At 59.0% G+C, this 24665-nt stretch carries 22 protein-coding genes; 5 read left to right on the top strand and 17 right to left on the bottom strand.

What is annotated here, in order from left to right:
• Positions 1-19: 19 nt before the first annotated feature.
• The 5 genes from HNQ50_RS10870 to HNQ50_RS10850 all read right to left on the bottom strand — a co-directional run bounded on the left by HNQ50_RS10870 (position 20) and on the right by HNQ50_RS10850 (position 4292).
• On the bottom strand, positions 20-652 hold the full coding sequence (locus HNQ50_RS10870; protein ID WP_184100542.1) for a PEP-CTERM sorting domain-containing protein: 633 nt from the start codon (positions 650-652) through the stop codon (positions 20-22).
• Between the two features lie 222 nt (positions 653-874).
• Positions 875-1450, bottom strand: a complete 576-nt coding sequence (locus HNQ50_RS10865; RefSeq protein ID WP_184100540.1) for a PEP-CTERM sorting domain-containing protein — start codon at positions 1448-1450, stop codon at positions 875-877.
• Between the two features lie 265 nt (positions 1451-1715).
• A complete protein-coding gene (locus HNQ50_RS10860) occupies positions 1716-2489 on the bottom strand; it encodes a MetQ/NlpA family ABC transporter substrate-binding protein (RefSeq protein WP_184100538.1) in 774 nt (257 codons plus the stop codon).
• Between the two features lie 130 nt (positions 2490-2619).
• Entirely contained in the window at positions 2620-3285 is a 666-nt protein-coding gene (locus tag HNQ50_RS10855; RefSeq protein WP_184100536.1) for a methionine ABC transporter permease, read from the bottom strand.
• On the bottom strand, positions 3282-4292 hold the full coding sequence (locus tag HNQ50_RS10850) for a methionine ABC transporter ATP-binding protein (RefSeq protein ID WP_184100534.1): 1011 nt from the start codon (positions 4290-4292) through the stop codon (positions 3282-3284). The genes HNQ50_RS10855 and HNQ50_RS10850 overlap by 4 nt, the downstream gene beginning before the upstream one ends.
• 552 nt (positions 4293-4844) lie before the next feature.
• Here HNQ50_RS10850 and HNQ50_RS10845 point away from each other — a divergent pair.
• Positions 4845-5657, top strand: a complete 813-nt coding sequence (locus tag HNQ50_RS10845; RefSeq protein ID WP_221303134.1) for a DUF4397 domain-containing protein — start codon at positions 4845-4847, stop codon at positions 5655-5657.
• Positions 5658-5773: 116 nt separating this feature from the next.
• Here HNQ50_RS10845 and HNQ50_RS10840 read toward each other — a convergent pair whose 3' ends face one another.
• The 4 genes from HNQ50_RS10840 to HNQ50_RS10825 form a co-directional block, all read right to left on the bottom strand.
• Positions 5774-6964, bottom strand: a complete 1191-nt coding sequence (locus HNQ50_RS10840) for a DUF2252 family protein (protein WP_184100532.1) — start codon at positions 6962-6964, stop codon at positions 5774-5776.
• Positions 6965-7033: 69 nt separating this feature from the next.
• Positions 7034-7282 carry a hypothetical protein gene (locus HNQ50_RS10835; protein WP_184100530.1) on the bottom strand — a complete coding sequence of 83 codons (249 nt, stop codon included), beginning with the start codon at positions 7280-7282 and terminating at the stop codon, positions 7034-7036.
• 17 nt (positions 7283-7299) lie between these two features.
• Positions 7300-8181 (bottom strand): DNA/RNA non-specific endonuclease, encoded by an 882-nt coding sequence (locus HNQ50_RS10830; RefSeq protein WP_184100528.1) that lies wholly within the window; start codon positions 8179-8181, stop codon positions 7300-7302.
• A gap of 130 nt (positions 8182-8311) precedes the next feature.
• Positions 8312-9226 carry an aspartyl/asparaginyl beta-hydroxylase domain-containing protein gene (locus tag HNQ50_RS10825; RefSeq protein ID WP_221303133.1) on the bottom strand — a complete coding sequence of 305 codons (915 nt, stop codon included), beginning with the start codon at positions 9224-9226 and terminating at the stop codon, positions 8312-8314.
• A gap of 558 nt (positions 9227-9784) precedes the next feature.
• On the opposite strand from HNQ50_RS10825, the gene HNQ50_RS10820 reads away from it, so the two are divergent.
• Complete coding sequence (locus HNQ50_RS10820; RefSeq protein WP_184100526.1) at positions 9785-11704, top strand: carbohydrate-binding module family 20 domain-containing protein; 1920 nt, start codon at positions 9785-9787, stop codon at positions 11702-11704.
• 336 nt (positions 11705-12040) lie between these two features.
• Here the strand turns inward: HNQ50_RS10820 and nth are convergent, their stop codons facing one another.
• The 3 genes from nth to HNQ50_RS10805 all read right to left on the bottom strand — a co-directional run bounded on the left by nth (position 12041) and on the right by HNQ50_RS10805 (position 13744).
• Positions 12041-12691 (bottom strand): endonuclease III, encoded by a 651-nt coding sequence (nth, locus tag HNQ50_RS10815; protein ID WP_184100524.1) that lies wholly within the window; start codon positions 12689-12691, stop codon positions 12041-12043.
• Positions 12692-12768: 77 nt separating this feature from the next.
• Complete coding sequence (gene murI, locus HNQ50_RS10810; RefSeq protein ID WP_184100522.1) at positions 12769-13587, bottom strand: glutamate racemase; 819 nt, start codon at positions 13585-13587, stop codon at positions 12769-12771.
• Positions 13547-13744 carry a hypothetical protein gene (locus HNQ50_RS10805; protein WP_184100520.1) on the bottom strand — a complete coding sequence of 66 codons (198 nt, stop codon included), beginning with the start codon at positions 13742-13744 and terminating at the stop codon, positions 13547-13549. The genes murI and HNQ50_RS10805 overlap by 41 nt, the downstream gene beginning before the upstream one ends.
• 156 nt (positions 13745-13900) lie before the next feature.
• On the opposite strand from HNQ50_RS10805, the gene gltB reads away from it, so the two are divergent.
• Together gltB and HNQ50_RS10795 are read left to right on the top strand one after the other, a co-directional pair.
• On the top strand, positions 13901-18352 hold the full coding sequence (gene gltB / locus HNQ50_RS10800; RefSeq protein WP_184100518.1) for a glutamate synthase large subunit: 4452 nt from the start codon (positions 13901-13903) through the stop codon (positions 18350-18352).
• 146 nt (positions 18353-18498) lie between these two features.
• Positions 18499-19911 carry a glutamate synthase small subunit GltD family protein gene (locus HNQ50_RS10795; protein ID WP_184100516.1) on the top strand — a complete coding sequence of 471 codons (1413 nt, stop codon included), beginning with the start codon at positions 18499-18501 and terminating at the stop codon, positions 19909-19911.
• 92 nt (positions 19912-20003) lie between these two features.
• Here the strand turns inward: HNQ50_RS10795 and HNQ50_RS10790 are convergent, their stop codons facing one another.
• Entirely contained in the window at positions 20004-20561 is a 558-nt protein-coding gene (locus HNQ50_RS10790) for an RrF2 family transcriptional regulator (protein WP_184100514.1), read from the bottom strand.
• Positions 20562-20775: 214 nt separating this feature from the next.
• Between HNQ50_RS10790 and HNQ50_RS10785 the strand changes: the two genes are divergently transcribed.
• Entirely contained in the window at positions 20776-21981 is a 1206-nt protein-coding gene (locus tag HNQ50_RS10785) for an NAD(P)/FAD-dependent oxidoreductase (protein ID WP_184100512.1), read from the top strand.
• Between the two features lie 72 nt (positions 21982-22053).
• Here the strand turns inward: HNQ50_RS10785 and HNQ50_RS10780 are convergent, their stop codons facing one another.
• From HNQ50_RS10780 to HNQ50_RS10765, 4 genes are all read right to left on the bottom strand, one after another.
• On the bottom strand, positions 22054-22443 hold the full coding sequence (locus HNQ50_RS10780) for a VOC family protein (RefSeq protein WP_184100510.1): 390 nt from the start codon (positions 22441-22443) through the stop codon (positions 22054-22056).
• Positions 22444-22535: 92 nt separating this feature from the next.
• Entirely contained in the window at positions 22536-23057 is a 522-nt protein-coding gene (locus HNQ50_RS10775) for a chromate transporter (RefSeq protein ID WP_184100508.1), read from the bottom strand.
• Positions 23054-23626 carry a chromate transporter gene (locus HNQ50_RS10770; protein ID WP_184100506.1) on the bottom strand — a complete coding sequence of 191 codons (573 nt, stop codon included), beginning with the start codon at positions 23624-23626 and terminating at the stop codon, positions 23054-23056. Before HNQ50_RS10770 ends, HNQ50_RS10775 begins: the two co-directional genes overlap by 4 nt.
• Before the next feature lie 146 nt (positions 23627-23772).
• The gene (locus HNQ50_RS10765) at positions 23773-24633 is read right to left on the bottom strand and encodes an FTR1 family iron permease (RefSeq protein ID WP_184100504.1); all 861 of its coding nucleotides are present in this window, start codon (positions 24631-24633) and stop codon (positions 23773-23775) included.
• Positions 24634-24665: the final 32 nt, after the last annotated feature.

The following is a 24665-nucleotide window of genomic DNA, read 5'->3' as shown; positions in this document are numbered from 1 at the left end:
TTTTGGGGCACCTTTCGGGCTAGGCCGGCAGGTGCGTCACTGGTTGTCGTTTGCGAAAGCGTGCCGCGGCAGGAAGGATCAACCCGGTACCCAGCAAGGCCCAGGTTTCGGGTTCCGGCACGCTGGGCACGGTAGTCAGGGTCCAGGCGCTGTAGTCGAATTTGTTCCAGCCCGGGAACAGACCGCCCATCCATTGGGTGGCGTTGGAGGGCGTGCCGTAATAGCTGGAGACATAAGCGGTAAAGCTGGCGTATTGCGGATCACTGCTCGATTGTGGATCCCAGAGGATGGATAGTGGCTGCCCCATCCAGTTACTGACAAACAGGAAGTTGTTTTGCGAGCCATCCACCGAAAGAGTGCCGAGGCCAGCTCCTGCCGCTGTCGCATCACAACAGGTGTAATTGGCGAAATAGCTGCCTGGCGCGTTGGTCAGGGGCGAGCCGTTCAACTCGCCCGTCACCGTAATAAAGATGCTGGATAGATTGGTGATCAGATTGCCGGCCAAATCACCGTCAGCGTGGCCCTGGAACAGTACGCCGTCATTGGGCAGGCCGGACTGGTTGATTTCAAAACTGAAGTCGAACTGCTGGGCCGCACTGGTGCCCGCCGCCAGAAGCGTGGCTAGCCCAAGCGTCCAAAGGTGCATTCTCATCTCGCTCTCCATGACAAAGTGTTGGTGTTGTGGATCAACACCAACGGGTTATGAGCGGGTATGGAATGGTCTTATCAAGAATGTCTATAGTTGGGCGCCCTGCGTGCTGCAATGCAAAATGCCGCCATTGATCAGCCCCGGGCCGGCTGGCCGCCAGCCGGCAGGTAGCATGAAAAAGGGCAGGGGGAACCCTGCCCTTTTGGGTCTTGAACAAAGTCGCACTCAGGCGGCGACGAGTTCAATCGGGCGTGAACGGGTTCGTCTTCTGGCGACCAGTGCGATCACCCCGAGCCCACCGGCCAGCAAGAGCCAGCTTTCCGGCTCCGGTACAGCGCTGACCGCATTCATGCTCCAGACGGTATTGGTATTGCCGTTGAAGGGCGGGAAGAAACTGCTCCCCACCACCCGGTTGGTGAGGGTGTTGTAGCCGAAAACCAGGGCAGTGGCCTGACCGGAAAGCAAGGTTTGCGGCCACCAGACAAGATCTGAATGGCCGGCATTGCTTTCCAGCACAAAACTGTTCTGGCTGCCATCGAGCGAAAACACCGCCGGTTTTTTCAAAGAGCAGCAACCAAAGACGCTAAAGGTGTCCAGTTCTGGCCAGATTGAACTGGTCAGATGAACGTCGCTGATATCGGTGACCAGATTGCCGGAGAGTTCACCAGTCAGATAACCGGAAAACGCCAGCAGGGTCTGATCACCCCGGGTGACTGAATAACTCACATCGAACAACGTGGCGTGAGCCATGGTACTAAGCAGCAAGGCGAGTAGCCCGCCGCACCAGGTTTGCATTTTCATGCTGTTCTCCTGAAGTGGTCGGAAATACCCCCGCTACGGCACTATCTTACTTTCTCGTGACTGACTTTATATTGTTTTGGCGTGTAATAGCCTTCGCCGATTCTGGATATAGCCTTCTTTTTGCGGTGCAGCAAGCTATCGCAAGGTGATCTGGTCAGACGGTAGCCATGGCGTGAAGTGGCTCACACCCAAGGTATGGTGGATATGGAAAAACCCGGCATAAAGCCGGGTTTTTCAGCTACTGCAAGATCAGGCCCGGTGCGGGTCAGAATGCTGGAACAACGGCACCCTTGTACTTGTCCTGAATGAATTTCTTTGTTTCCGGGCTGGTCAGGGCGGCGGCCAGTTTCTTGATGGCGTCGCTATCCTTGTTGTCCGGACGGGCGACCAGGTAGTTCACGTACGGCGATTGCGCGCCTTCGATGGCCAGCGCATCACGCGTCGGGTTCAGCTTGGCTTGCAGGGCGTAGTTGGTGTTGATCAGCGCCAGGTCTACCTGGTTGAGCACGCGCGGCAGGGTGGCGGCTTCCAGCTCACGGAACTTCAGGTGCTTGGGGTTTTGCGCAACGTCTTTGGGCGTAGACAAGATGTTGTTCTCGTCTTTCAGCTTGATCACGCCTTCTTTATCCAGCAGCAGCAGGGCACGGCCGCCGTTGGTGGCATCGTTGGGGATCGCTACGGTGGCGCCATCGGGCAGGTCGGCCAGCTTTTTAACCTTGCTGGAGTACGCACCAAACGGCTCAACATGCACGCCCACCACGGTCACCAGATTGGTGCCCTTGCCTTTGTTGAATTCGGTCAGATACGGCTTGTGCTGGAAGAAGTTGGCGTCCAGACGTTTTTCCGACACTTGAATGTTCGGTTGCACGTAGTCGGTGAACACTTTGATATCCAGATCCACGCCTTGTTTGGCGAGGATGGGTTTTACAAATTCCAGAATTTCGGCGTGCGGCACGGCGGTGGCGGCCACGGTCAGTTTCTCTGCCGCGTGGGCGTTGAAGGCCAGCGCGGCGGCCAGCAGAGTCAGCAGTTTTTTCATTATTGCGGTTTCCTTTCGCAGTTTTGTCCGGGTGTTCACACAGGAACAAACGGGTTGGGTTTTGGATGTTTTCGGTGAACGGATGCCACCGCATCAACAGTCATAAAGGCGCAGCATGCACAGACCCCGCTTATTTGCGTGAGAAATGCACGACCAGTTTGTCGCCGATCATTTGCAGGATTTGCACCAGTACGATGAGGATGACCACGGTCACCACCATCACATCGGTCTGAAAACGCTGGTAACCATAGCGAATTGCCAGATCACCCAGGCCGCCACCGCCGACCACGCCAGACATGGCGCTATAAGAGATAAGCGTGATAAGTGTCGTCGTCGCACCGGCGATCAAACCCGGGCGGGATTCCGGCAAGAGCACGCCAAACACGATTTGTCTGGTCGTGGCGCCCATCGCCTGGCTTGCTTCCAGCACGCCGCGATCGACCTCGCGCAGTGCGGTTTCAACCAGACGGGCAAAGAACGGGGTCGCGCCGATCACCAGCGGCACAATGGCGCCCTGAACGCCCAAAGACGTGCCCACCAGTAACAGCGTGAGCGGGATCACCGTAATCAGCAGAATCACAAACGGGATGGAACGCAGAATGTTGGTGATGGCGGCCAGCAGGGTGTAAATGCCGCGCTGTTCCAGCAACTGGCGGCGGTCCGTCAGAAACAGCATGATCCCGAGTGGCAAGCCCAGCAGCATGGTGAACACAAACGAGCCACTGACCATCAGCAAGGTATCTTGCGTGGCCTGCCAGATGTCGGACCAGTCCACATTGGTAAAGAGTTCGTTCATCCGCGCAGTACCTCCACGGTCAGGCCGGCATCGGCAAAGTGTTGCAAGGCGGTATCCGGGTTGCCGCCGGTGACGGACAGGATCAACTGCCCGTACGGGGTGTCCTTGATGCGATCAATCCGGCCGGACAGGATGGAAAAATCGATACCGGTTTCCCGCGCCACCTGACCCAGCACGGGTTCATAGGTTTGCTCGCCGCGGAAGGTCAGCCGCACGATGCGGCCAGGCACGTGGGCAAAGGCGTCGTGCTCATCGGCCTCATCGACGTTTTCGGCTTCCTGCACAAAACGCTGGGTGGTGAGGTGTTGCGGATGCAGGAATACGTCCGCCACCGCGCCTACTTCTACAATCTTGCCGGCATCCAGCACCGCTACGCGGTCGCCAATGCGGCGGATCACGTCCATTTCGTGTGTGATCACCACGATGGTCAGATTGAACTCGCGGTTGATCTCGGCCAGCAACTGCAACACGGATTGGGTGGTTTGCGGGTCCAGTGCGCTGGTGGCTTCATCGCACAGCAGCACCTTGGGGTTGGTCGCCAGTGCGCGGGCAATCCCCACGCGTTGTTTCTGGCCGCCCGATAATTGCGCTGGATATTTGCTGGCGTGCTCGGTCAAACCCACGCGGGCCAGCAATTGCCCGACACGCTCCTTGATCTGCGCCGGCGAGTAAGACCCCGCCAGCCGCAGCGGAAACGCGACGTTATCAAACACGGTTTTGCTGGAAAGCAGGTTGAAGTGCTGGAAAATCATGCCAATGCCACGCCGTTGCTCGCGCAAGTCGTCCGCATTGCTGGCGCTGATTTCCTGGTTATCGACCAGGACGCGGCCAGAGGTGGGTTTTTCCAGCAAGTTAATGAGCCGCACCAGCGTGGACTTGCCCGCGCCAGAGTGGCCGATGATGCCAAAAATTTCACCGGCTTCGATCTTCAGATCAATACCGTTGAGTGCCGGAACAGCCCGGCCATCCACATCAAACGATTTGTGGACATCAATGAATTCAATCACGTAGCAACCTTGTGGGTTACAGAAATTATGGGAATTATCGGGCGAGTTAGCCCAGGGCGCCATGTTAATGCGTCGGCTTATATCTGCAAAATCTTTGTAAACCTAAGAATATTTCAGTTTGGCATGAAGCATGACCGGCGCGGCCTGGCGGCCCGCAGCGCGAAGGCAGCGATTATACCGCGCGTACCGGGCCGTGCGCGTGCCGACGGTCTGACATACACCGCCGTAGCCGGTTCAGTGGCTGATGACAGGGCGTGTCGGTGTGAGGCTGTCAGCCAGCCAGGATTGAATTACCAATCAATCCGGATAAGAGATTGATTTATCCGGATAAATACAATGAATCAGCGTCGGCGTTATCTCACCATTCATTGCCTGAAGGTGGACTAAGGCGTGGGTATTTAAAACCTGCATTGTCAGAATATGTCAGCTTATTCCTGGTTTAAACAAGGATACATACCGGTATGAAGGGGGTAATGGCCGCCTTATCTTTCGTTCACAGCCGCCGGGTCTGCATGGGCAGATCAAGTCTAATTGAACGAAGGAGAATTCATCATGTCGGGTGCATATTCAAGTCATAAAAAAGGTCTGTCTGGCTGGATCAAAGCCGTGGCCCTGATTGCCGGTCTGGGTTCCTTGTTGATGCTGACCGCTTGCGGCGGTGACGATGGCCCGGATGATCGCCTGGGGCTGAGCAAGCCTGCGCTGCGCGTGATCAATGCCTTCCCGGACGGCCCGACCGTTGATGTCGCCACCAACGGCACCAACTCCGCCAGCGGCCTGGCTTATCTGGGCGTGAAGGCGTATTACGATGTCAGTACCGGTTCCACCACCGTGACCGCCAGCCTGACCGGCACGACCGCACCCATTTCTACGGCCACATTCAACGCGGCGACGGGCCACAAATACACCTATGCCTTTGTCGCCGGCACCAGCGCAACCAACGACGCGGTGTTGATTGATGATCCGTATGAGAAGGGTCTGCTGTCTACCCAGGCCCGCGTGCGGATTCTGAATGCTGCGTTCAACGCCGGTAGTGTGGATGTGTATGTGCTGAAGGCCACTGATAACCTGGCTAGCGCGGTACCGGTGGCGGGCAATGTCGGGTTCAAAACGGCTTACCCGGCATCCGGCAATGATTCGATTGATCTGGACGGGGGCTCGGTGACGGTCGTGGTGACCAATGCAGGCTCCAAAACCCCGATCTTTACCTCGACCGCGACCTCACTGGATGACAATGCCGACTGGCTGATTACAGTGGTGCCGCAACAAGGTATTTCCGCTGTCACACCCAATAGCGTGAAGGTCCTGGTGGTGAAAACCAATGACACGGATAATCCGGGTTTTGAATTGACCGCAGCATCTTGATGGATTGCTGAATGGATCATTGAATTGGTCATTCATTACAGGAGCATTGGCTCCATCAATAAAAAGACCGCCATTCTGGCGGTCTTTTTATTGGCTGAATCCATGACTGCAATTAACTAACGGGTGGTCAGCGCATAACGCCGGCAATGCTCCAGATAACCTTGTTCATGACTGCCCACCAGTTCTACCACGCTTTGCCATAACCAGGACGGGGCATCCAGCGTTTTGCCGTGGCGCTGGCCCAGTTCGGTCAGCCAGGCGCGGCGCGTGTCTTCATCCATCTGGCGGGCGTGGGCGTTGCCGACGATACGGGCCAGATAATGGGCCACCCGCATGGCCTCTGCGGTTTCCATGGTGTCGATTTCCAGCTTGAGATCCTGGGGTAACAGCTCGCGCACAAACACGCCGTTATCCATAAAACGGGCCGCGACCAGCCGTTCACCCAGCGCAGGGGAAAGTTGCAAGGCGCCTTCTCGCACGCGCTGGCTGTTGTCGCGCGGCATGCGGGCGTGGGCGTGGCGGGGGGCAGCGGCCTGGATGGCCTGTTTGACATCCATGAGACAGAATTCCCGCTGCTTGCCGGTACCCACTGCAAGCAATACCGCATAACGCAGCAGACCCAGGGAGCTACATCCCTTTACCCAGTAAGCGGCGTCGATCAGGGTCACCGGTGCGTCATCCTCGCGGGATTTCAGCCGGGTTGCCAGTTGTTTTACTTCGGGTTGGGCAAACAAATCCCTGAGCGCTTTGCGTTCTTCTCTGGACAACGGCCAGAAATGCTTGCTGCGCGGAATGATGGGGTCGGTATCGACAATGCGCTCTTTGGCCAGTTCTTTCCAGGAGCGGGCCGTGGCTTCGCGCATCACCAATCGCACTGCGTCGGGTTTGTGGTGCGGATCGTGCAGTTTGCCGCTGAAAGACTGTTCGTAGCCGCGCACCATTTCTTCCAGCATGCGGGCGATAACCACGCCAGACAGGCGACTGCCGCGCCCGGCGGTGGCCAGCGACAAACCCAGCCGCACCAGATCATGGGCCGGGTTGCCAATCACAGTTTGATCCAGATCGCGAATCTGGATGGTGACCTCCCCATCGGCGCCGGCCAGGGGACCGAGGTTGCCGATATGGCAATCCCCGCAAATCCAGACGGCCGGGCCGTGGGGCAGGGCATGGCCGCGCTGGCTGTGCAGCCATTGATAAAACTGGACGGTATTGCCACGCACATAGGCGTGCGGCGAGCGCGCCATTTTCAGGTTGCGCCGCGCCAGCAGCAGCGGGCGGCGCTCGTCAGGGCGGGGGAGTTTTTTCATGGTGCTCCAGCGGGTAGCGACAATGTTTCATGCTAGCTGCCGCTGTCAGACCATGCTGTCAGCGGCTGGCTAAAACGGGTTGTCGGTTTCGCTGATGCGGGGCGGCGCAATGTGCTGCGGGAGCGTCGCACTTTGCAATGTGGTGACGATCTGGTTGAGCGCCGCTTGCAAGGTCAGCGCGGCATTCAGGCCGGCCTGATCGCGCGTCAGGTCCAGGCTGCCGTACACGCTGACGTGATCCAGCCGGTTTTCCAGGGTCAGTCCGCCAATTTCCAGTACATCCGCTTCATTGGCATAGGGGGTAAAAGATGTGGCCATGCAAAGCTCCCGGGTAGTTAAAGCGTGTGGATAAGGTGTCTGACCATGCGCATGAATTCGCGCTCCATCCAGCGGATCAGTTCATCGGACAAGCCATCCAGCATATTCCCGCCACGGCTTTTACTATGTCCGTTGCTGCTGGCGGGTTTGGGAGGCGGCAAACTCATGGCGCGGTTGCGGGCGGCTTCTGGCAGTGCAGGGAAGGGGTTAATGCCGATGCGTTGTTGCAATTGGGCAATCGACACCACCTGATAATCCTCGCCCGGCGCATTGGCCGTGATATACGCTGCGGCCTGCTGTTTACGCGGGTTGTAGACCGCTTTGTACAAGTGCGTGGGGACCAGTACGCGCCCGTTCAGACGCTTGATGCTGGCGCCCTCAAAGATCGGGCCGGTGACCACGTAGACTTCGCCATCCCGCACCGCCATATCCCGCACGGAGGACTCCAGCCCGGCCCACAAGCCACGGTTGTTCTCGGGCGATTGCGGGATCATGTTGGCGAGGCTAAAGCTCTGGAATTGCGCGGTTCTATCGGGCATATCGCCGTTGGGGCTCATGTGGCCGCGATCAAAGCCGCTATGAACATAGTCTTCCAGCGTCGGGTGCGGCATGCCGCTTAACGCGGTTTCTTCATGAAAGGTATCAGTGCGCACCAGATCGCGCGCGGCTTCCACGCTCTGGCGGGTGATGTGTTCCGCCGACCATAGTGGCGTGAGAGAGACGCCGGAGTACAACACGGCATAGGCATCAAAGCACAGCGCTTTGGTGTTGTGCTCCAGTCTGGCGTTATAGAGGTCAGGCGCATGGCCGCCAAAGAAACGGGCAGGGCACTGGCTACTGGCTGCGTGCGCCAGCGTGGTTGCGGCCAGCAAAACAGCCGCGAGCGGGAAACGGAGCATTATTGTGGTGATCTGGACGGACAAACGGACGCCAGACTACAAACACCGCCGCCCAATGTCGAGGACCGATTGTGTCAGCCGGGCAGCCGGGTGGTTGCTGTCACAACGGGTTTGACAGCCGCCGACCCGGTTAAAGCAGGAAAAACGCGCCCGCCACCGCAAGGATCAACGCCACGCGGGTGGTCCGGTACACCACCGGGTTCCAGCGTTTGAAACGCTTGCGCTGCACCCCCACCCAGTCGGCATAACGGAACAAGCGACTGATCAACCCCAGCCGGTCGCCATCCCGGTTGGGCGATGCGGCGGCGGCAACAATATATTGTCCAAACCAGCGATTGAACGCGCCCGCCCACTGGTAACGCATGGGACGCTCAATGTCGCAAAACAGGATCAAACGGCCCTGGCCGCTGTGGTTTTCCGCACGGTGGATATAGGTCTCGTCAAACACCACGCCCTCACCATCCCGCCAACTGTAACGCGCACCATCAACCTCGATATAACAGCGGTCATCGTTGGGCGTAATCAGCCCCAGGTGATAACGCAAGGAGCCTGCGTACGGATCACGGTGCGGGTTGAGTTTGCCGCCATCCGGCAGCCACGCAAACATGGCCGCCTTGACGCTGGGCAGGGTACGCAGCAGGGCCGTGGTTTGCGGGCAGAGTTCTTCGGCAGAAGGGTGACTGTCGCCGTACCACTTCAGATAAAAGCGCTTCCAGCCGTATTTGAAGAAAGAGTTGAAACCCGCGTCGTCGTTATGTTGCGCGGCGCGGATTTCCTGCGCCTGCAACAGACGGGCACCTTCATCACGAATCGTTTGCCAGTGGGTTTGCAGCACCTTGAGATCGGCAAAGGAATCCGCGGGCAGAAAGGGCGTTTGCGGCACGCTGGAGCAGGCATACATCAGCAAGTTCACCGGCGCGGTGAGCGTGGAATGATCGAACACCTGGTGACGCAAGGAGTGGCGTACCCGGCCGCGAAAATGCACACGCAAAATCGCCGTGGCCAGCAACAGAACCAGCACAATCTTGATAATCAGGCTTTCCATGGTGATCTCCCCCACGTAGCTGGCCTGAGCGCGACATGGTCTGGTGCGGTTGTGCCATGACAACCCGGCCAGGCTGACGCAGGCAGCATGACACGGCGTGGTTGCCCGGCCGGTCGGCGTTTTCTGCTTTTCGCAGAACGCCTGTTCTGACTTCTTTGTAGTCCTGAACGCCATTGTTGTGCCAGCGTTATCTGAAACCGTGCAGGAGGACGGAACATACGCTGTTTTTGATCCACACCGGTTTTAATGTGTAATTTGCTGGTGTTTTCCGGGTTTTTGCTGCCGTTTATCGGATGTATGCGGTCATGCTGCGATGCGCAAAAAACAGCTTTCACACGTGTTAAGCGTCATGAAAACGGCGTGGATACTGGATTGGGCGCAACAGGTGCACTGGCGCTGTAGCGGGTTTCATTCCGGTTTTGTAGTTGAGTACACCAACGCCGCTGATTAGGCTGACCAACGAAATCCAAACCGGTTTGATACGGTCGATTTCGGGCGGCAGATGGAGGAGCGTTTGCCACAACTCAAGGTCATACAACCAAGATAAGGCCGAGCAAAATGAAAGTTGCATTCACAGTCACAAGCAGTCTGCTGTGCGCGGTACTGGCCGCGTGCGGCGGCGGTAGTGCCGCCGTTGCAGCCACCACCAGCAGTAGTACAACACCCAGCAGTTTTAATCCGGCGTATACCTCGGTCCAGATGTTCCACTGGAAATGGACCGATATCGCCCAGGAATGTACCGCCTTCCTGGGGCCGAATGGTTACGGCGCGGTGCAGATCTCGCCGCCGCAGGCCTCCAAGATTGCCGGCGCCTGGTGGGATATGTTCCAGCCAGTGAACTATGGCTCGCTCACCAGCCGCATGGGGACGGAGAGTGGTCTGCAAAACATGGTCAGCACGTGTCACGCCGCCGGTGTGCGCGTCTATGCCGACATCGTGGTCAACCAGTTGTCGCAGGACTCCAGCAGCGGCTACAGCGCCACCGATGGCTCTAGCTGGAATGCCAGCACGCTGACTTACCCGCAGTTTTCCGCCAACGATTTCCACAGCCTGTGCCAGATCCAGTCCAGTGACTACGGCACACCGGGCAATCGCAATAACGTGATGTTTTGCCGCCTGAACAACCTGCCCGACCTGGCGACCGAAAGCACCTACGTGCAAAGCGTCATCGAAACCTACATGAAGAAACTGCTGTCGCTGGGCGTGGACGGGTTCCGTATCGACGCCGCCAAGCATCAGCAGCCGGATGCCCTCAATACCATCCTGAACAACGTGAAATCCAGTTACCCGACCACGCTGGCCGGTGAAAACCTGTGGGTGACGCAAGAGGTGATTCCGGATGGCAATGTGGTGCGCTCGGATTATTTCCAGAACGGCACGCTCAACGAATTCCAGTTTACCTACGCCATCCGTGACACCTTCCGCAACAACAACGGGCTGAATCTGGCTTCCATCCCGACCGTGATGGGCACACCGGGTAATTGGGGCGGCACGTGGGGCTTTGTGCAACCGGCCAACGCCGTGGTGTTTGTGGATAATTGGGATACCGAACGCAGCGGTACGGATTCGCTCAACGCCAGTAACTACACCGGTGCCACCAACGATGCTTCTGGCACCAAGCGCTTTGATCTGGCCAATATCTTCATGCTGGCCTGGCCCTATGCCAGCCAGGTGCAGGTGATGTCGGGCTACCGCTTCAGCACCATTGACCAGGATGCGCCAACGGCCAGCCCGTATGACGCCAGTGGCAACGCACAGATCAATGTGAACTGGGACTTTGTCCACCGCTGGGGTGATATTGCCAATATGGTGAAGTTCCGCACTGCCACCAATGGGCAGGGCGTCAGCAACTGGGTGACCGGTAATGGCAACCAGATTGCGTTCAGCCGTGGTGCAGTGGGTTTTGTGGCGCTCAATAACGACACCAGTGCCTGGACCCAAAGTTTCCAGACCGGCCTCGCCGCAGGGACTTACTGCAACGTGGCACATGGCCTGGCGACCAGCACGGGTTGCGCCAGCGATAGTGTGACGGTGGATGGCAACGGTTACGCCACCATCACGCTGCCGGCCAACGGTGGGGCGACGGTACCTGCGGTGGCAATCTACACCGGCCAGAAGTCTGGCGCGGGCTCATCGGGCGGCGGCACGGGCTCCGGTACTTGCGCGGTGACCTTTACCATTGCCAATGCCAACACTGTTTTTGGCCAGAACCTGTATGTGGTGGGCAACCAGTCTGCGCTGGGTAACTGGACGCCAGCCAGTGGCGTTGCCCTGACCATTCAGGGCAGCGGCGCCAATGTGCCGTGGACCGGTACGGTCTCCCTGCCGGCAGGCACAGCCATCCAGTACAAGTATGTGAAATGGAACGGCAGCACGGCAACGTGGGAGAGCAACCAGTCCACGAGCAGCGGCAACCGTGAAGTGACCACATGCACCTCGGGCAGCCAGTCGCTGAATGACGGCAGTTTCAAGTCGTGAGGAGTGAGGAGTGAGGAGTGAGGAGTGAGGAGTGAGGAGTGAGGAGTGAGGAAGGGGAAGGATGCATACCCCAGACTCGTCATTCCGGCCTTGAGCCGGAATCCAGTCCGCCCACCAAAGGTGGGCAGACACTGGCAAACCATTTGATAAACCATTGTCAGTGCCTGTGGCACACCTGTTTACACCTGGATTCCGGCTCAAGGCCGGAATGACGAAGTATTGGTTTGCGAGGCATGATGAAGTGGACACACAATCTGGCACACCTCACACCTCACACCTCACACCTCACACCTCACACCTCACACCTCACACCTCACACCTCACACCGCACACCTCTCAGCGCCCCTTCGGGGGCGTCAGCTCTTTGGGCTTGAAATCACACAGGTCATTGACCACACAACGCCAGCACTCCGGCCGCCGGGCCTTGCAAACATAGCGGCCATGCAAAATCAGCCAGTGGTGCGCATCCTGGCGAAATTCCAGCGGCGTCACCTTCATCAGCTTGTCTTCTACCACGCGCACGTCTTTACCTGGCGCCAGACCGGTACGGTTAGCGACGCGAAAGATATGGGTATCGACCGCGATGGTCGCGTGGCCAAAGGCCGTATTCATCACCACGTTGGCCGTCTTGCGGCCCACACCGGGCAACGCTTCCAGCGCTTCTCTATCCTGCGGGACTGCGCCGTCGTGTTTTTCCAGCAAGATACGACAGGTCTCCAGCAAGTGTTTGGCCTTGCTGCGATACAGGCCGATGGTGGCGATATAAGCCTCCAGCCCTTCCTGCCCCAGCGCCAGAATGGTGGCCGGAGTATTGGCAACGGGGAACAATTTGCGCGTGGCTTTGTTGACCCCCACGTCCGTGGCCTGGGCCGATAGCAATACCGCCGCCAGCAATTCAAACGGCGTGGTGTATTCCAGCTCGGTAGTGGGGTGGGGGTCCAGCTCTTGCAGGCGCTGGTAGAACTGGTGGCGTTTTTCTTTGTTCATATTGGCGTGAGGTGTGAGGTGGGAAGAGTGAGGTGAAAAACGCTGGGGGCCGGCTTTTTCGCTTCACCCCTCACGCCTCACAGTCTATCAATACTCACTTGCTCGATTGCGCCCAGGTTACGTCCAAGGAAACGCTCGCCCACGCTGCGGAACTTCAACGGCACGTCGGTGACGAAATAACGGTAGTCCGGCATGGTGCGCTGTGGGTTGGCAAGGCCTTGTTCTTGCAGCAACTGTGCGGTTTCGTCGGCAATGGCAATGGCGGAATCCACCAGTTTCAGGCGCGGGCCGGCCACATCAGACAACAGGGGTTTGAGCAGCGGGTAGTGTGTACAGCCCAGCACCAGCGTGTCGATCTGTTCGACAAATACCGGCTTGAGGTATTCCTCGGCGGTCAGGCGGGTGACCGGGTGCTCCAGCCAGCCTTCTTCTACCAGCGGCACAAACAGCGGGCAGGCTTGCGAATACACGTGGTACTGCTGACCCAGACTGTGAATGGCGCGGGCGTAGGCGTTGGAGTTGATGGTGGTGGGCGTGCCAATTACGCCAATCCCGCCGCTTTGGGTGCTTTGCACCGCGCAGCGCGCGCCGGCTTCAATGACATCCAGCACCGGCAGCGGCGAGACTTCCCGCACTTTTTCGGCGGCGACAGCGGCCATGGTGTTACAGGCAATGATCAGCATCTTCACCTGCTGCTTTTGCAGGAAATCCACAATCTGCAGGGTGAAGTGCTCAATGGTGGAGACCGACTTCACGCCGTAGGGCACGCGGGCGGTATCGCCAAAGTAGACAATGTTCTCAAAGGGGAGACGGTCCATCAGCGCACGCACGACGGTCAGACCGCCGACGCCGGAGTCAAAAACCCCAATCGGGCAGGATGCTTGCGGTTGTGACATGGCGGCTCCCCAAAAGCCGCAATTCTAGCTGTACGCCGGATAAATCTGAACTGATTGGCGTCGCTTTTGCCGCGCTTTTTTCTGGCAGTCCGGCGCCCATATAAAACAGGCATGGCAAGTCGCTGGCGGCTTTGCCTACACTCAGGGTGAACAGCATTGTGGAAAACCCTGATGCATTGGTAAAATTAACGCCTTTTCGCTTGCGCTTGCCAACGTATTTGCGCTGCTGACCAAGCCTCGCCCCACAAGGGCCGGGATAGCCAGCACCACGCGGCCGACCGGGTTTTGCGGGCCGCTTTCAAAGGGACGTGCCATGGATAGACAAAGCTGGTTGGGGAACACCCTCTACCATCCTCAGTTTGAGCAGGACAGTTGCGGTTTTGGTCTGATCGCCCAGATGGACGACAACCCCAGTCACTGGCTGGTGAGCACAGCGATTTCTTCGCTGGCCTGTCTGACGCACCGTGGCGCGGTGGCGGCCGACGGTAAATCGGGTGATGGTTGCGGCCTGTTGTTCCGCAAGCCGGATGCGTTCTTGCGTGCCGTGGCCGCAGAAGAAGGTTTGGCGCTGAGCGAGTTGTACGCCGCAGGCCTGGTGTTCCATGCCACGGACGATACCCTGGGCGCCACGTCGCGCGACAATCTGCAAAAAGCGGTGGAGGCGGAAGGTCTGACGCTGGCCGGTTTCCGTACCGTGCCAGTCAACACCGATGCTTGCGGCGAATACGCCATGCGTACGCTGCCCGTGATCAAGCAGGTGTTCGTCAACGCACCAGCCGGCATGGAACGGCTGGTGTTCGAGCGCAAGTTGTACCAGGCGCGGCGCGTGGCCGAAAAAGCCAACAAGGCCACGGACCCGTCGTTTTATATCCCGACACTCAACTCGCAAACGCTGGCCTACAAGGGGCTGGTGACGCCGGCTAACTTGCCGGTGTTCTATCTGGACTTGAAAGACGAGCGCTTTGCCTCGTCGCTGGCCGTGTATCACCAGCGCTTCTCCACCAACACCTGGCCGCAGTGGAAACTGGCGCAGCCGTTCCGCTATCTGGCGCATAACGGCGAAATCAACACACTGTCCGGCAACCGGCTGTGGGCCAAGGCGCGTGAAGCGATCATGGATTCCGATGTGCTGGATATGGATACCGTGCGCCCCATCGTGCAGACCGATGGTTCGGACTCCATGAGCCTGGATAATATGCTCGAAGGCCTGATGCTGGGCGGCATGGACGTGTTCCGCGCGTTCCGTATGCTGGTGCCGCCGGCCTGGCAGAACGTGGATAACAATGACCGCGATCTGCGTGCCTTCTATGAATACAACTCCATGCATATGGAGGCCTGGGATGGCCCGGCCGGTATCGTCTGGACCGACGGCCGCTACGCCGGCTGCGCGCTGGACCGCAACGGCCTGCGCCCGGCGCGTTATGTGGTCACCAAAGACCGCCATCTGACCATTGCGTCCGAGATTGGCGTGTGGAACTACAAGCCCGAAGACGTGGTGAAAAAGGGCCGCGTCAAGCCGGGGCAGATTGTGGCGGTGGATCTGGAAACCGGTGAGTTCCTGGATACGGAGACCATCGACAACCGGCTCAAATCCACGCACCCGTACCGCAAGTGGATCAAGAGCAACGCCATCCAGCTGGAAATCGCCGAAGACAACAGCCCCTTGCCGGAAATGTCGCGTACCGAACTGTTGATCTTCCAGAAGCAGTTCCAGCTTACCTTTGAAGAGCGCGACCAGATTCTGCGCGTGCTGGCCAGCGACGGTCAGGAAGCCGTGGGTTCGATGGGTGACGACACGCCGATGGCGGTGTTGTCCGAGAAGGTGCGTTCGCCGTTGGATTACCTGCGCCAGCAATTTGCCCAGGTGACCAACCCGCCAATCGACCCGATCCGTGAAGCGATTGTGATGTCGCTGAACACGTGTTTCGGCCCTGAACGCAATGTGTTTTCGGTGACGGAAGACAACGCCCGCCGCCTGGAAGTGCGCTCGCCGGTGTTGTCCAGCGACAAGTTTGACGCGTTGATCTCGCTGCCGGGCGAGGACTACAAATCCGCCATTTTTGATATCACCTACGATCCGGCCAAAGCCACGCTGAAAGAGGCGCTGGAGCAACTGCAGCAGACCGTGCTGACCAGCGTGCGTAATGACAAGTCTGTCATCATCGTGCTGTCGGACAAGAAGATTGCCCAAGGGCGCCTGCCCATCCACGCCTTGTTCGCTACGGGCGCCGTGCATCACGCGCTGGTGGATGCCGGCCTGCGCTGCCGGATCAACCTGGTGGTGGAGACCGCCACCGCGCGCGACCCGCATCACTTTGCCTGCCTGATTGGCTACGGCGCGACGGCCGTGTTCCCGTATCTGGCCTACCAGACCATCAAGGAACTGGTGGACAACGGCCAGATCAGCCTGCCGCTGGAAAAAGCCGCCAATAACTTCCGCAAGGCCATCAACAAGGGCTTGCTGAAGATCATGTCCAAGATGGGCATCTCGACCGTGGCCTCTTACCGTGGTTCACAACTGTTTGAAGCTGTGGGCGTGGGTGAAGAGATCATCGAGCTGGCCATGGAAGGCACGGTGTCACGCATTGGTGGCGCCAGCTTTGCCGACTTTGACGCCGACATGCAGCGCCTGAACAAACTGGCCTTCAACAGCATGCGCCCGATCCAGCAAGGGGGCCTGTTGAAGTACGTGTTTGGCGAGGAATACCACGCCTACAATCCGGACGTGGTCATGCAACTGCAAAAGGCGGTGCAGGGCGGCGAGTACAAGGAGTACCTCAAGTACGCCGATCTGGTAAACCACCGCCCGGTGGCCATGCTGCGCGATTTGATGGCGCTGCAACTGGAAGGCCGCACGCCGATCCCGCTGGAAGAAGTCGAATCGGTTGAAGCCATTCTGGCGCGCTTTGATTCGGCCGGGATGTCGCTGGGCGCGCTGAGCCCGGAAGCACACGAAGCGCTGGCCGAAGGCATGAACCGCCTGGGCGGCCGTTCCAACTCCGGTGAAGGCGGCGAAGACCCGGCGCGTTACGGCACCATGAAGATGTCCAAGATCAAGCAGGTCGCCTCCGGCCGCTTTGGTGTGACGCCGCATTACCTCGTGAATGCCGAAGTCTTGCAGATCAAGGTGGCACAGGGCGCCAAGCCGGGTGAAGGCGGCCAGTTGCCCGGCGACAAGGTCAGCCCGCTGATTGCGCGGCTGCGTTGCTCCAAGCCCGGCATCAGCCTGATCAGCCCGCCGCCGCACCATGACATCTACTCGATTGAAGACCTGGCCCAACTGATTTTTGATCTGAAACAGGTCAACCCCAAGGCGCTGGTCTCGGTCAAACTGGTGGCGGAACCTGGCGTCGGCACCATTGCCGCCGGTGTGGCCAAGGCCTACGCCGACCTGATTACCATCTCCGGTTACGACGGTGGCACCGGTGCCTCGCCACTGACCAGCGTGAAGTACGCCGGTACGCCGTTTGAGCTCGGCCTGACCGAAGCGCAACAAGTCTTGCGCGCCAACGGCCTGCGCGGCCGCGTGCGCGTGCAAACCGATGGCGGCCTGAAAACGGGTCTGGATGTGGTCAAAGCCGCCATCATGGGCGCGGAAAGCTTTGGTTTTGGCACCGGCCCGATGGTGGCGCTGGGTTGCAAATACCTGCGTATCTGTCACCTGAACAACTGCGCGACCGGCGTGGCGACGCAAGAAATCAAGCTACGCAGTAAGTACTTCACCGGCCTGCCGGAGATGGTGGTCAATTACTTCACCTTCATCGCCAAAGAAACCCGCGAATGGATGGCGAAGCTGGGCGTGCGCAGCATGGCCGAACTGATTGGCCGCACCGAACTGCTGGGCTTGAGTGAAGGGGCGACCGAACGCCAGAAGCAACTGCGGCTGGATGTATTGCTCAGTCAGGGCCAGATTCCGGACAGCGAACCGCGCTTTTGTATCGAAGACAGCAATCCGTCTTTTGACAAGGGCGAACTGGCCGAGCAAATGGTGAAAGACGCACTGGCGGGCATCAAGGCCAAAACGCCGCAGCGCCATGAATACAAGGTGCGCAACGTGAACCGTTCCATTGGCGCGCGCCTGTCGGGCGAAATTGCCATGGCGCACGGCGCAGAAGGGCTGCCGAAAGATTGTCTGCACGTGAAGCTGACCGGTTCGGCGGGTCAATCTTTTGGGGTATGGAATGCGCCTGGCCTGACGCTGGAACTGGAAGGCGACGCCAACGATTACGTTGGCAAGGGCATGGCCGGTGGTCGCGTGGTGATCTATCCGCCCAAAACCAGCGAGTTCCGTGCCGATGAAGCGGTGATCGTGGGTAACACGTGTTTATACGGCGCAACCGGTGGCGAACTGTTCGCCGCGGGCCGCGCGGGCGAGCGCTTTGCGGTACGTAATTCCGGCGCGCTGGCGATCGTGGAAGGCGTGGGCGATCACGGCTGCGAATACATGACGGGCGGCACGGTGATTGTACTGGGCGAAACCGGTTATAACTTTGGCGCGGGTATGACTGGCGGCTTTGCGCTGATCTATGACAAGCGCGAAAAATTTGCCTACCGCTACAACAACGAACTCGTCGATATCAACCTGATCAACAGCGAGTCTTACGGTGCCGTGCGCGCTTTCCTGAAGGAAAAGCTGCGCGATTACCTGAAGGAAACCGGCTCGCAGCGCGCCGAGGAAATCCTGCAAGACTTTGACGAAGCCGTGGATTACTTCTGGCTGGTCAAACCCAAAGCCGCCAAGCTGGACGACCTTTTGAAAGACTGATGACGGTAGGGTGGATTCGGAGCGATAGCGACAATCCACCGTTGCAGTGGTGGATTGCTTCGCGAATCCACCCTACGCGTAACGCAAATGATTTCGGTGGGGGCTGGGCGGATGCCCGCCGCCCGCACCTCACAGGGGATAACCCAATGGATGTATTTCAGTTCATGAATGTCGCGCGCAACCCGGGTGAGAAAACCCCGGCGAACGAGCGCATCTACGTTTTCAAGGAAATCTACCAGCCGCTGGGCTCAGGCGAGGCGGCAGATCAGGCCGGACGTTGCCTGTCTTGTGGCAATCCGTACTGCGAATGGGAATGCCCGGTTCACAACTACATTCCCAACTGGTTGCAACTGGTGCAGGAAGGCAAGCTGTTTGAAGCCGCCGAACTCTCCCACAAGACCAACAGCCTGCCGGAAATCTGCGGCCGCGTGTGCCCGCAAGACCGTTTGTGCGAAGGCGCCTGTACGCTCAATCAGGGCGGCTTTGGCGCGGTCTCGATTGGCTCGGTGGAAAAATACATTACCGACACAGCGTATGAGCAAGGCTGGCGGCCGGATATGTCCAAAGTGGTGTGGAGCGACAAGAAAGTCGCCATCATCGGCGCGGGCCCGGCGGGTCTGGGTTGCGCGGACATTCTGGTGCGCAATGGCGTCAAACCGGTGGTGTTTGACCGCTATGAAGAGATCGGCGGCTTGCTGACCTTTGGCATCCCCGAGTTCAAGCTGGAAAAAGACATCGTCGCCCGGCGCCGTGAAATCATGGAAGGCATGGGGGTCGAATTCCGCCTGAACACCGAGATTGGCAAGGACATCAGCATTGAAGACCTGCTGCGTGACTACGATGCCGTGTTCATGGGCATGGGCGCGTACAAGTATATGAAGGGCGGGTTTGAGGGCGAGGAACTGCCGGGCGTACTGGAAGCGTTGCCGTTCCTGATCAACAACATTCGCCAGAAGCTGAACACGCTGCCGGCGGGCGAAGCGCCCCAATCGATGAAGGGCAAGCGCGTGGTGGTGCTGGGCGGTGGCGATACGGCCATGGACTGCAACCGCACCTCTATCCGCCAGGGCGCCAAGAGCGTGATTTGCGCGTATCGGCGTGACGAAGCCAATATGCCAGGCTCCAAGCGCGAAGTAGCCAATGCCAAGGAAGAGGGCGTGCAGTTCTTGTGGAATCGCCAGCCGGTGGCCATTACGCAAAAAGCCGACGGTACGCTGGCGTTGACGCTGGTTACCACGCGTCTGGGTGAGCCGGATGAAAAAGGCCGTCGCCGCGCCGAGAACGTCGCCGGTTCGGAAGAGGTGATCGACTGTGATCACGTCATCATCGCCTTTGGTTTCCAGGCCGAAGCGGCTAGCTGGTTTGACGCTCAGGGCATCAAGACCGATGACTGGGGCCGCACGATTGCACCGGCTACCCAGGCCCTCAAGTATCAGACGGCCAACCCGAAGATTTTTGCGGGCGGCGATCAAGTGCGGGGGGCGGACCTGGTGGTGCGTGCGGTGTATGAAGGTCGCCAGGCTGCAGAAGGGATTCTGGAGTTTGTCGGCGTGTGGTGAGTTGCTGATGTGAAGCGCCAATCAATCAAGAGAACATAAAAAAACGGGACCTGGCGTCCCGTTTTTTATTGGCGGTCATTGGCGCGCGTAGTTCAGTCTGGCACTTTCACCAGCGGGATGACCTCAGGCGGGTTACCGGCCCCTTTGTTATCCCGGCGTTCACCCAGCCAGCGATTCACTTGCGTCGCAAATTGTGCCGGCGCTTTTTGCCCTACCTGGCGGGCCAGATCAAGGATGTTCTGCCGGGCCAGCGCAGCTTCCATGTGTTGCTGCGCATCCAGCATGACCTTGTGAATGGCACACGGCCCCTTTACCGCCCAGGCCGGCGCGGTCTCGTCAAAGATGGCGCAGCGCTCGCGCACTTCCCGGCAGTCAAAAATGGCTTTGGGGCCATCAATGGCCGCCACGATATCCAGCACACTGATCTGTTCCGGCGCTCTGGCCAGCCGGAACCCGCCCCGCACGCCCTCGGTGGCGGCCACAAGGCCGGCCCGGGCCAGTTTGGTAAACACCTTGGCCAGGTATTCCAGCGGCACGCCTTGTAGTTCTGCCAGATCTCGCACGCTGGCTTCCCGACTCTGGCCATGCTCATCCACCAGAAACAACAGGCAGTGAATGCCGTATTCCACACCGGCACTGTAGAGCGCCATTTTAATCTCCGACCGAATTTGTCGTACATATTAGCATTTTTGTCTTTGCAATCACAAGGTTGTGCGTTTTGGCGCGGCCTGTTGTGTGATTTGTTGGTGCGCCAGGCAGTTGCAAAGCATAACTACGATCATTATAGTCGTAGTTATGGGTCGTCGACGTGGGGTCAACAGACGGCGATCAGTAACAGCCTTTTTACTTGTCGGATATTGAAAAATGAAACAACACATTCTGGTGCTCGGTTCTGGTTTTGGTGGCATGTGGAGCGCGCTGAGCGCGGCCCGTTTGCTGGATCAAGAAGGCCGCGTCGATGTCGAAGTGACCGTGCTGGCTCCCGCCGCAGAACTGCGTGTGCGCCCGCGTTTTTACGAATCAGAAGTGCACCAGATGAAAGCCCCGCTGGCCGAACTGTTTGCCGCTGTTGGGGTGAAGTTCATCAAGGGGATGGCCAAAACCATTGATGTCGCCGGCAAGCGCGTGCAGTACACCGACGAGCACGGCGAGGAAGTCAGTTTCAGTTACGACAAACTGGTGTTGGCGACAGGTAGCCGGGTGGTCCGGCCCACCTTGGCTGGCGTGAGCGAGTTTGCATTCGATGTGGACCAGATTGAGCACGCCATGCGGCTGGAGGCGCACATCAAGGCCTTGAATACGCTGCCTGAATCTGCCGCCCGCAATACCGTGGTGGTGGCCGGGGGTGGTTTTACCGGGATCGAAACCGCGACCGAAATGCCGGCACGCTTGCGCGCCGCGCTGGGGAACGACGCCAGGGTGAAGGTGATTGTCGTGGATCGGGGCGAACAAGCAGGTGGCAGCCTGGGCGAGGAAATCCGCCCGGTGATTGCCGAGGCTTGCGCGGAGCTGGGTGTGGAATGGTGCCTGAACGCGGGCGTCGCCGCAGTGGATGCCGATGGTGTGACGTTGACAGACGGCCGGCGTATCGAGGCCAAAACCGTAGTCTGGACTGTCGGTGTGCGCGCCAATGCACTCACCGAACAGGTGCCGGGTGAACGCGATGCCCACGGCCGCCTGCATGTCGATGAACATCTGAAGGTGATCGGTCAGAACGATATTTTCGCCACTGGTGACACGGCTTATGCCGCAACCGATGATCTGGGTAACTACGCCCTGATGACCTGCCAGCACGCGATTGCTTTGGGGCGCTCGGCGGGCAACAACGTCGCCGCTGATTTGCTGGGCGTCACGCCAATCCCGTATAGCCAGCCCAAATATGTGACCTGCCTGGATCTGGGCGCGTGGGGTGCGGTGTACACCGAAGGGTGGGATCGCCAGGTCAAGCTGGTGAGGGAAGAGGCCAAATCCCTCAAGACACAAATCTGCACCGTATGGATTTACCCGCCCGCAGCCGACCGCGCTGAGGCATTTGCCGCGGCTGATCCGCTGATCCCGGTGGTGGCTTGATACGGCGGCAGAAGCGAACCAGCAAAAAGGGCCTCAGTGAGGCCCTTTTTTTGTTTAATGGCGCAGGCGTATTCACGCGGCGCTTTCATCCCAGAACATGGCTTCGATCTTGTTGCCATCCGGATCACGTACAAACGCACCGTAATATTGCGCGCCGTAATCCACGCGCGGACCAGGCTTGCCATCATCCGTGCCACCGGCAGCGAGTGCGGCGGCATGAAATGCGTCCACTTGCGCTTTGCTGGCGGCGTTAAAACCAAAGTGAACGCCATTGGCCGAGCCGGCATCTTTGCCGTCATACGGGCGTTGCACCCAGAATTCCGGTACCTGGTGGCCATAAGCAACCGCACCCGGAAATTCCATCACCCGTTTGGCGCCGAGCGCGGCCATGACGGCATCGTAAAACCGGGTGGCAGTATCAAACTGGTTGGTGCCGACCGAGACATGATTCATCAAAGACATTGGGGGTTATCCACTGATAAAGAACGGGTTTGGGTAAGCGCTTTAGCATGGATGGCCCTGCTGCGGGCCGCAAGGTCGGGTTTGACAGGTTGTCAGACCCAGCCCAGCACGCCCAGCAAGGCGCCAAGGGCAATCAGCCACAAGGCGTTGAAACGGGTCCGCAGGGTGATCCAGGTGGTGGCAATCACCAGCAAAATTGCGCCGATGTGCACCGGCGCGCCTTGAAACACAATCAGGGCCGTAGCAAAAACCAGCCCGATGGTGATCGGCGCCAGCGCCCGGCGCAGCACCAGGTGCCAGGTGTGGTGCGGGTAGCGACTCATATAATGCTCCACCAGCAAAGCCAGCAGCGCAGCAGGGATACACATGGCAAACAGGGTGACCGCCGCGCCGGCCAGCCCCGCCACATGCCAGCCAAACAGGGCGACGAACAACACATTGGGGCCGGGAGCAGCCTGAGAGATGGCGTAGAGCGAACTGAAAGTGTGGTCATCCACCCAATGATGCTGCACCACCAGAAAGCGGTGCATTTCTGGCAGGGTGGCGCTGGCCCCGCCAAAGGCCAGCAGGCTGATCAATACAAACTGCAGAAAGAGCTGGATCAGGATGCTCATGGGTTGGTACTCCGGCTGCTGCGCCATTCCAGGACCAGAGCCAGCGGGATCAATACGCCCAACACCCACACCAGCGGCCAGTGCAAGGCGGCAACGGCAATCAGCGCGGCGATGCCCAGCACCGGGCCACGCAGGTTGCGCGGCTGGCTTTGTGCCAGCTTCACGCCTGCCGCAAACACCAGCCCCACCGCCACGGCCGTCATGCCATGGACTGCGCCCTCAACCCCTGGCGCGTTCTGGTAATGCTCATAGAGGGCGCCAATCCCCAGCACGATCAGTCCGGATGGCCCTAACAGACCCACCACGGCGGCCACCGCGCCACGGACACCACACCAGCGATAACCCAGAATGCTGGCCAGATTGCAGATGTTGGGGCCGGGCAGAATTTGCGAGAGCGCCAGTAACTCTGTGAACTCGCGGTTATCCACCCAGCCACGGTCTTCGACCAGAATGCGCCTGGCCCAGGCCATGACGCCGCCAAAGCCCTGCAGGCCCATGCTGGCGAAAGTGTAAAAGAGCGTCCAGGGGGTAATCGCCATGGGGGCGGTGGGGGCTGCGATATCGCTCATGATTGGCCGGATCGAAGGTGGGTTAGCTTATTGTAACGATCCCGCCCGCCGCTGGAGGACACAGCCCTGCACATTTGCCTGCGTAACAGCGGCACAAAACAAAACCGCCCGGTCAGGGCGGCTTTGTTGGGTCTACCACGTCAGGCTTAGCGACCGGACTGACTGGCGGCTTGCGCTGCCACCGGGGCCGGCTTGGGCTTGTTCTGCTTTGCGCTCACACGCTTGAGTGCCACCACGACGGCAATCCAGTACGCCGCGTACACCAGCACCATGGTCAGTGCCGGCTGTGCCCGGTAACCGGTCAACGCGCCGACCACACCACCAAAGCGGCTGGTGTCATCCAGTACCATCGAGGTATTCCACAGCGGATCAACCAGGCCTGGAATCCAGTCCAGCCCGATCATACGTTCCACGCCGTTGATCAGCATGGATGCCGCCAGGAACAGCAACATGATTTCGGTGATCTTGAAAAACAGCCGCCAGGAGAAAATCTTGCCGCCTTGTTGCAGCAACCAGAAGGTCAGGAATGCCAGCGCCAGGCCCAGCACAATCGCCAGAATGGTTTGGCCCACGCTACCTGAACCCAGCCCGAGGCCGTAGAGGAATACCACGGCTTCCGAGCCTTCGCGCGCGACCGCCAGCATGACCACCACCATCAGCCCCCACCAGTTGGCTTTGGCCGCAGCTTGCGACATCTCGCCTTCCAGTTCTTTCTTGAGCGTGCGGCCGTGAATGCGCATCCAGAACACCATCTGCACGATCAAGCCACTGGCGATCAGCACCATGGCCAGCTGGAAATATTCGATTGAGCCATCCGGCAATACGCTTTCCAGCGCCATCATGGCGCCAGCCAGGGCACCTGCCAGGGCAAGGCCGGCCACCACACCGCCCCACAGATACTTCATCCCCTGGTTCAGCCCGGCGTTGCGCAGCCAGGCAAACAGGATACCGATCACAAGCAGCGCTTCCACGCTCTCGCGCCAGACAACAAACAGGATATTGGCCATGAGTTCCTTATGGCGCCAGGCGGGCGCGTGTC

It is taken from the genome of Silvimonas terrae, assembly GCF_014202765.1.
In the GTDB taxonomy this organism is placed as follows: Bacteria; Pseudomonadota; Gammaproteobacteria; order Burkholderiales; family Chitinibacteraceae; genus Silvimonas; species Silvimonas terrae.
This window is presented reverse-complemented; position numbering and strand designations above follow the sequence as displayed.